The sequence below is a fragment of the Paraburkholderia sp. Ac-20347 genome, from assembly GCF_017104805.1.
Taxonomy (GTDB): Bacteria; Pseudomonadota; Gammaproteobacteria; order Burkholderiales; family Burkholderiaceae; genus Paraburkholderia; species Paraburkholderia tropica.
The window spans coordinates 1-7,007 of record NZ_JAAGPN010000344.1 but is presented as its reverse complement, the minus strand read 5'-3'; the positions used below and the strand labels follow the sequence as shown (position 1 = coordinate 7,007).

Below are 7,007 nucleotides of genomic sequence, written 5' to 3'. Positions count from 1 at the left end.
GTGGCGGCCGCGCTCGACGTGGCGGGTGCAGCAGGCGCGGCGGCCCACGCCTGCGAGGCGCTCAGGCTCAGTCCCATCGCCAGCGTGGCTGCGGCGGCGGCCGTGCGTGCAAGGCGGGCGAAAGGTTCGGCGTGCGACGCAAGCGCGGCGCGGGAAACGGGCGTGATATAGTTCATAAATGAGAACGATTGCTATTTGCAGGCCACACTTTAGCGGCGCGATGTAATGGCAATGTGTTGAGAAGCGGCGCTTTTGTAATGGAATGTGTTGGCGCCGCCCGCAGCGGAAAAAGAACAGCGATGGACCACATACTCGTCGTCGACGACGACCCCAATATCCGCACGCTCCTGCGCGACTATCTGCGCGACATGGGCTACGAAGCGAGCGCCGCCACCAACGGCGCGCAGATGAAGCAGACGCTGCGCCAGCAGAAGATCGACCTGATCGTGCTCGACCTCATGCTCGACGGCGAGGACGGCCTCGATCTCACGCGCGAATTGCGCCGCGAAAACGCAGTGCCGATCATCATGCTGTCGGCGCGCGGCGGCCTGCTCGACCGCATTCTCGGCCTCGAAATGGGCGCCGACGACTATCTGCCCAAGCCCTTCGATCCGCGCGAACTGGTCGCGAAGATCAAGGTCGTGCTGCGCCGCACGCGCGCCGTGCCGGGCGCGGGCTCGGGTTCGCCCCACGCGACGCATGCGCTTCATGCGCCACGCCACGGCGACGCCAGCGCATTCGTGAGTTTCGCGGGCTGGCGGCTCGACACGCGCATGAAGCAGATGCTCTCGCCCGACGGCGTGGTGGTCTCGCTCGGCGGCTCCGATTACCGCACGCTGCGCACGCTGCTCGATCATCCGAACCGGCCGCTGTCGCGCGAATTCCTGCTCGAACAGGTGTTCGACAAGGACCACACGCCGCTCGACCGCTCGATCGACGTGTGCGTGAGCCGCCTGCGCCATCACCTCAAGGATTCGGCGCGCAACGCCGCGCTGATCCGCACGGTGCGCAACGAGGGCTACATGCTGGTCGCCGATGTGAGCCACGAAGCGTGACGACGCCGGAGACACCGACGCGTGGCTTGCAGCGTCGTCTGCAACGCGGATGGCAGCGCGTGAAGCGCGCCGTCTGGCCCGACACGCTGTTCGGCCGGCTCGTGCTGATCCTCGCGGCGGGCATGTTCGCGGGCCAGTTGCTCACCAGCACGATCTGGTTCGACACGCACGACAACCGCACGCTCGAAATCCCCGCGCGCCTGTTCGCGAGCCGCCTCGCCGATACCGTGCGTCTGCTCGAACGCGCGCCCGACGCCGCCACGCGCGCGAGCGTGCTGAGCGCGCTCGGCGACGACCGTTATCAGTTGCATTGGGTGCAGGGCGCGCCGCCCGCCGCCCCGTCCGCGCCCTCGCTCACGTTGCGCGCGACGAGCGGGCTGATCGAAGGCGTGATCCGCAAGCGCCTCGGCACGCCCATCGAAGTGCGTCTGCTCGATGCGCATCTGCGCGACGACGACGGCCGTCATCGCGGTGTGCTCAGTCTGTTCGACTCACGCATGCCGACGGGCGACTTCCACGTACTCCTGAATATTCCGCAGCAAGGCTGGCTCGAGATTCAATCGAAGGAGGGCCAGGCCGGCATGCATTCGGAACGCGGCGAACTCGTGTTCGATTATTTGCTGCGGATTTATCTGCTGCGCTTCGCGGCGGTCTGCGCGATTGCGTTTGTCGCCGTGCGCTTCGCACTCGCGCCGTTGCGTCAACTCACGCGCGCGGCGCAGGCGCTCGGCCGCAACATTCACCGCGCGCCGCTGCCCGAAACCGGGCCGCAGGAAGTGCGCAGCGCGGCGCATTCGTTCAACGCGATGCAGCAGCAGTTGATCGACAGCTTCGCGCAGCGCGCGCGCTTTCTCGCGGCGGTTTCGCACGATCTGCGCTCGCCGCTCACGCGCTTGCGGCTGCGTGCGGAAATGCTGCCCGACCCCGCGTGGCGCGAGCGGCTGCGCGGCGACCTCGATGAAATGGAAGCGATGGTGCGCTCGACGCTCGACGTCGTGCAAGGCGTGGAAGTCACCGAAGCGCATCAGAAAATCGATCTCGACTCGATGCTCGAAGGCCTCGCCGCCGACGCGCGCGAAGCCGGTCAGGCCGTGAGCGTGACCGGCGCGACGCGCGCGCCCGTGCGAGGCTTCGCGCGCAATCTGAAGCGCTGTCTGCAGAATCTCGCGGACAACGCGATTCGCTACGGCGGCGCGGCGCACATCGCCGTGCGCGACGATGGCGATAGCGTGCGCGTGACAGTGAGCGACAACGGGCCCGGCATCGCCGACGATGCGTTGCGCGAGCGCGTGTTCGAGCCGTATTTCCGCATTGCGTCGCTGCAACGCGATGACGGCGGCGAAGGACAACCAGGCGGCACGGGCCTCGGACTCACCATCGCGCGCAGCGTGGCCGCCGCGCACGGCGGCACGCTCACGCTCGCGAACCGCATCGAGAACGGCCGCATCGCCGGCCTGGACGCCGAACTCGTGCTGCCGCGCGACGACTGATATTCACGCTCAGGAAGCCACGCGAGCGCCATCGACATGCGCGGCAAAACCCGTGCGTCCGGGCGCGATCTCGTCGCGCAAGGTCAACGCGGGAATCTCGTAAGCCCCGGCATTCTGCTGACGAAACGCGATGGGCGCTGTCTCCCACAAACGGTCGAGCCGCTCGCCGAGCGCCTCGCGCGTCTGCGCAAAACGCGCGTCGTCCATGCGGCTCGTGCGGTAGACGACGAACGGCGGCAGCACGTCGAAACCGGGGTAATACAGCACTCCATGCTGGATCGGAAACAGAATGTCGTCGATCGGCCCGTTGATGCCGCGCGGACCGTAATGCGACTCCCAGCCGCCCGTGGTCACGATCAGCATCGCGCGCTTGCCCGCCAGCGTGCCTTCGCCGTAGCGGTTGCCCCAGCGCTGATCCGAATGCTCGCCCACGCCGTACGCGAAACCGTAGGCATACACGCGCTCCACCCAGCCCTTCAGGATCGCGGGCATCGTGAACCACCAGAGCGGAAATTGCAGGATCACGGCGTCGGCCCAGCGCAGTTTGTCCTGCTCGGCGGCGATATCGGCGGGTTGCGTGCCGCCTTCGAACGCATGGCGCGAATCGGCAGACGGACGGAACGGCTCGGCGAGATCGCGCGCGGGCGCGTCAGCGGCGTCGAGCGTCGCTTTCCAGTTCATCGCGTAGAGATCCGAAACCTGCACCGTATGGCCCGCGCGTTCGAGACGCTCGACGGCGAAGTCCTTGAGCGAACCGTTCAGCGAGCGCGGTTCGGGATGGGCATAGACCAGCAGCACGTTCATGACGACACTCCGTTTTGGGTAAGTGTTGTCGAGCTTAGTGGTCGCTTTGCTATACGGGAAATGAATATCTGTGATGGCTGGTATTGCCTTGGATAATTCCTGCCTACGCTCGTGTTCGATTACAAAAGAGATCGGAGAAGAAGGCGATAAATACCGGACCGAGTTGGCCAATGAAAATCTTTAACGCCTACTCTTTAACGCCTACGAAAACATGCGAAATCATCTTGATCTGTTCCTGTTCAGGCCGCGATGTTTGTGCACGCTACCACGGCAAAAAATACGTTCTGAATGCGCTGTGAAGTCGAGGATGAACGCCTGCTATCGGAAAACCCCAAGCGTCCCTTTCGGGTCGGACTGAGGCAGTCGAAACGAAACAGAACGCGCTCAGGAGCGACGACCGCAACCTGCTAAACTAGCTGATTGCTGGCCTTTTTGTCTTTGTGCATGTCTATCGTCAAGAGCAGTTCGAAGGGTGGCCTCGTTTACTCAACAGACGGCGGACGGATGTGTCCCGAGTGCCGGCGCACGGTCGCGGAATGTATCTGCAAGGCGACTGCCCGGTCACAGCCACCAGGGGACGGCGTCGCGCGGGTCGCTCGCGAGACGAAAGGCCGCGGCGGCAAGAGCGTGACGGTCGTGAGAGGATTGGCGCTCGACCCCGTTGCCCTCGCCTCGCTGGGCAAACAATTGCGCACCGCCTGCGGTTCGGGTGGAACGGTCAAGGACGGCGTGATCGAAGTACAGGGCGACCACTGTGACCGTATTATCGAAGCGCTCAAAAAGTCCGGCCATCAGGTGAAGCGCGCCGGTGGCTAATTCCTTCGGTTGACGCAGGCAAAAAGCGCAATCGACCACGCTCGGCGGTGACTCGCCAACACCATCTATTTGCGAACGTCATCGCGCAATCGAGCGCTGCCCGTCACTGTCATCCGATCCAACGTGGATCGATCGCGCCACGCTTTGGGTGCATGGATGACGACAGCCCCAGACACGATCACCCGATCGCTCAAACACATGCGACTCAGGTAGTCGGGGCCCGGGCATTCGCGAGACATCAATCATGCTGGAGAGAGGCAAATGAAGAAAGGAAAGACGAAACTCACGCGTCTTGATGCTGAACGACTCTTCGAGGGACTTCCCGCCTCGAGCGCACGCGTGTCGAGCCGGCCGGAGAACCCATTCGACACAGGGGTGTTCACCGAGAGCAAACACGTCGACGACGAAGCCAAACTCTGGAAAGACAACCTCATCACGCTCCCGCAGGCGATCACATTGCCTGCGGGTTACGCATCAGTCTCCGCCTTGCGCGAGGCGATGGTGCGCGCATGGCGCGTGAGGTGGGTGCGGGAGGAAGGAAAGCTCGTTGTCGCCGAATTTCCCGAGGGTTGGACAGCCGTTCGTCCGCAGAGTGGCCCCATCGAGTTGCGCGACTCCGCCGCCGTGGTCCGCGCCCTTTTTGGATGGGCCGAAGACGCCGAAGTTCGGATTCTGCCGAGGTATCTGGTCGAATCGCAGACGAACAGTTCGAGTGGACTGGGCAGCCTGATTGTTCGAGACAGAGAAAATGGCCAGATTCTCGAGAGATCGTCAATCTGGTCCGCGAAAACGGGCACCCATCATCCGGATTGGGGCAAGCTGTCGCTGTGGCTCAGTTCGCGTTACCCGCAACATGGCGATCCGCTGCGCTACTGGAGCGATTGCGAAGCAAACATCAAAAATTAGGCGATTTTTGCGGCCCGCCAAGGGCCAGATTCACTCGCCTCGTTCTCTATGCGTCTTTCAGCCAGGGCATTTCCACAGGCGACACCACCAATTGCCGGGACTCACGCTGCAGTTCAAAGATGAACCCGACGAGAATCATGGAGTCGGCATAGGGAATCGGAAATACGTGAGGATTCTCTGCTGCACGTAGCGGGCGCGCGGGCGTGTCCGCCGTCGTTGCGGCGTTTTCGCGGACGCTTTCCAGTTCGTCAGCCATCGACTGCCCGCTGACTTTCATCACGCGGCTACGCAGGTCGATGAAGGGTTCGATGCGCGCCCCGTCTTCATTGTATTCGGGCACTTCATAGATAAACCAGGACATTTGTTTCTCCCAGAAAAAGGCGGCCATTTTAACAGTGGGAGTCAGTGGTTGCTTCAAACGACACGGTGCTGCTGGCTCGATTACTCGCATCAAGTGATGGCGATGCAAACGGGTTGCAGCGGGTAACGGCATCGCGAGACGGTGGCTCCGTGACATGGGCGCTCGCGTTAGCGCGGACCCAACATCTGCATGTCGAGGAGCCGGTTGAGCAACGTTCCGATAAGGATCGAGAAATGAATTCCACAGACTTCGATCGAATCTGGTCCGCAGTCTACGGGCATCCCGCCTGGTCGGTAAAGAAGGGGCACGGGAGCTTTCTTACGCTGGAGTTTGGACCGCCTGCGCTTCGGATAAGAGAACCGGAACTCGCTTCGCCCGATGCGTCCGAAAGAGTGCGAGAACTTGCGGGCCGCAGACTGGTGACGGTGACCGGTAGTTGGCGACTGTGGATCTATTGCTGCAATTGGTCAATTGAACTCAATGGAAAAGAGCTTGCCCACAGCGAGTCACCAGATGACGATATAACGTTCGCGGCGGAGCAACTTGACGGTCAAAAGTTGCTGTCTGTCGGGCGTGGCACGACGCCCAGTTCATGGGTGTTCGCTTTCATCGCGCTCAACGGGTCTGGTGTGGCGATATCACGTACGTCCGAGTGCAAGGCCTGGCACTGTCTCGCGGCGGTGCTCGACCTGTTCACGCGGCGCGTTGTTGGCTGGGGATTCTCGACACACCCGGATGCCGATCTGGTCGCGCAGGCGTTGGAGATGGCCTATGAGCAGCGCGGCCGACCGCAAGGATTGCTGTTCCACCCGAATCAAGGCGGCCAGTATGCGAGCCGGAATTTCCGTCTGCGCCAGCGGCGCTACCGGTTGCAGCAGAGCATGAGCCGTCGCGGAAATTGTTGGGACAATTCCCCGGTAGAAAGGCTGTTGCGCAACGTCAAAACACAATCGCAGCCGTCAGTGGGTTACATGTCGGCAGGAAGCTAACCCCACGACCTGCCGTCAAGTAGCCTTCGAAGCTTACCCATATTCCCGCTCGCGTACCCATTTCGTCATGATCCATTTGTCACCGGCCTCGACCGGTGCGCCTGCGTGCAGCGTCAGCGGATCGAGTTGCCGTATCCCGTTCATGTAACGGAAATAGACGGCATTCCCCTGCTTTGCCGCAACCGATAGACCAGCCTCCGGAAAGACCGTTTCACCGCCACGGGGCACGTCGTTCAGGTAGACGATGAGCGTCGCCACCCGCTGACCACCGTGGGCGGTGTGGACCGCACTGCCCGCCTGGTCAGGTGGAAAATAGTCGAAATGCGGCCGGTATTCGCCGCCGCGGTTGTAGTGAAGAATCTGCAGACCTTCGCCGTTTTCAACCGGCCAGTTCATGAGACTCGCAATGCGCTGATCGAGACGCGCAATGAATTCATCCTCTTCGCGCTGGAACCAGACACTGTTGAGGTGCGTGCAAAACTGACCCACTTCCACTAGAAATTTGCATCGAAAACTGACCCACATGTTCAATGCCTGCTTGGACGCCAAGCAGGAGAACCGGAGTGATTACGGTGAGCATGTTGGC

General features: G+C 62.2%; 6 protein-coding genes and 2 pseudogenes. 5 read left to right on the top strand and 3 right to left on the bottom strand.

The window, feature by feature from the left end:
- Positions 1-299: 299 nt before the first annotated feature.
- Both G3N97_RS34850 and G3N97_RS34845 read left to right on the top strand, forming a co-directional pair.
- Positions 300-1,055: a response regulator gene (locus G3N97_RS34850; protein WP_205997392.1), complete on the top strand. Its 756-nt coding sequence runs from the start codon at positions 300-302 to the stop codon at positions 1,053-1,055.
- Between the two features lie 59 nt (positions 1,056-1,114).
- The gene (locus tag G3N97_RS34845; protein WP_205997391.1) at positions 1,115-2,545 is read left to right on the top strand and encodes an ATP-binding protein; all 1,431 of its coding nucleotides are present in this window, start codon (positions 1,115-1,117) and stop codon (positions 2,543-2,545) included.
- A gap of 9 nt (positions 2,546-2,554) precedes the next feature.
- Here the strand turns inward: G3N97_RS34845 and G3N97_RS34840 are convergent, their stop codons facing one another.
- Positions 2,555-3,349, bottom strand: coding sequence for an NAD(P)H-dependent oxidoreductase (locus G3N97_RS34840; RefSeq protein WP_205997390.1), 795 nt, complete (start codon positions 3,347-3,349; stop codon positions 2,555-2,557).
- A gap of 444 nt (positions 3,350-3,793) precedes the next feature.
- On the opposite strand from G3N97_RS34840, the gene G3N97_RS34835 reads away from it, so the two are divergent.
- Both G3N97_RS34835 and G3N97_RS34830 read left to right on the top strand, forming a co-directional pair.
- The gene (locus G3N97_RS34835) at positions 3,794-4,165 is read left to right on the top strand and encodes a translation initiation factor Sui1 (RefSeq protein ID WP_205997389.1); all 372 of its coding nucleotides are present in this window, start codon (positions 3,794-3,796) and stop codon (positions 4,163-4,165) included.
- 261 nt (positions 4,166-4,426) lie between these two features.
- Positions 4,427-5,071: a hypothetical protein gene (locus G3N97_RS34830; protein ID WP_205997388.1), complete on the top strand. Its 645-nt coding sequence runs from the start codon at positions 4,427-4,429 to the stop codon at positions 5,069-5,071.
- A 46-nt stretch (positions 5,072-5,117) separates the two neighbouring features.
- Here the strand turns inward: G3N97_RS34830 and G3N97_RS34825 are convergent, their stop codons facing one another.
- Positions 5,118-5,432 (bottom strand): helicase, encoded by a 315-nt coding sequence (locus G3N97_RS34825; protein ID WP_205997393.1) that lies wholly within the window; start codon positions 5,430-5,432, stop codon positions 5,118-5,120.
- 619 nt (positions 5,433-6,051) lie between these two features.
- On the opposite strand from G3N97_RS34825, the pseudogene G3N97_RS34820 reads away from it, so the two are divergent.
- A pseudogene (locus tag G3N97_RS34820) lies at positions 6,052-6,409 on the top strand (DDE-type integrase/transposase/recombinase); the annotation flags it as partial.
- A 45-nt stretch (positions 6,410-6,454) separates the two neighbouring features.
- Here the strand turns inward: G3N97_RS34820 and G3N97_RS34815 are convergent.
- Positions 6,455-6,880, bottom strand: a pseudogene (locus G3N97_RS34815) (2OG-Fe(II) oxygenase); the annotation flags it as partial.
- Positions 6,881-7,007 lie beyond the last annotated feature (127 nt).

Excerpts from the sequence above, each read along its gene's own strand:
- G3N97_RS34850 (WP_205997392.1), top strand. The coding sequence starts at position 300 with ATGGACCACATACTCGTCGTCGACGACGACCCCAATATCCGCACGCTC.
- G3N97_RS34840 (WP_205997390.1), bottom strand. The coding sequence starts at position 3,349 with ATGAACGTGCTGCTGGTCTATGCCCATCCCGAACCGCGCTCGCTGAAC.
- G3N97_RS34835 (WP_205997389.1), top strand. The coding sequence starts at position 3,794 with ATGTCTATCGTCAAGAGCAGTTCGAAGGGTGGCCTCGTTTACTCAACA.
- G3N97_RS34830 (WP_205997388.1), top strand. The coding sequence starts at position 4,427 with ATGAAGAAAGGAAAGACGAAACTCACGCGTCTTGATGCTGAACGACTC.
- G3N97_RS34825 (WP_205997393.1), bottom strand. The coding sequence starts at position 5,432 with ATGTCCTGGTTTATCTATGAAGTGCCCGAATACAATGAAGACGGGGCG.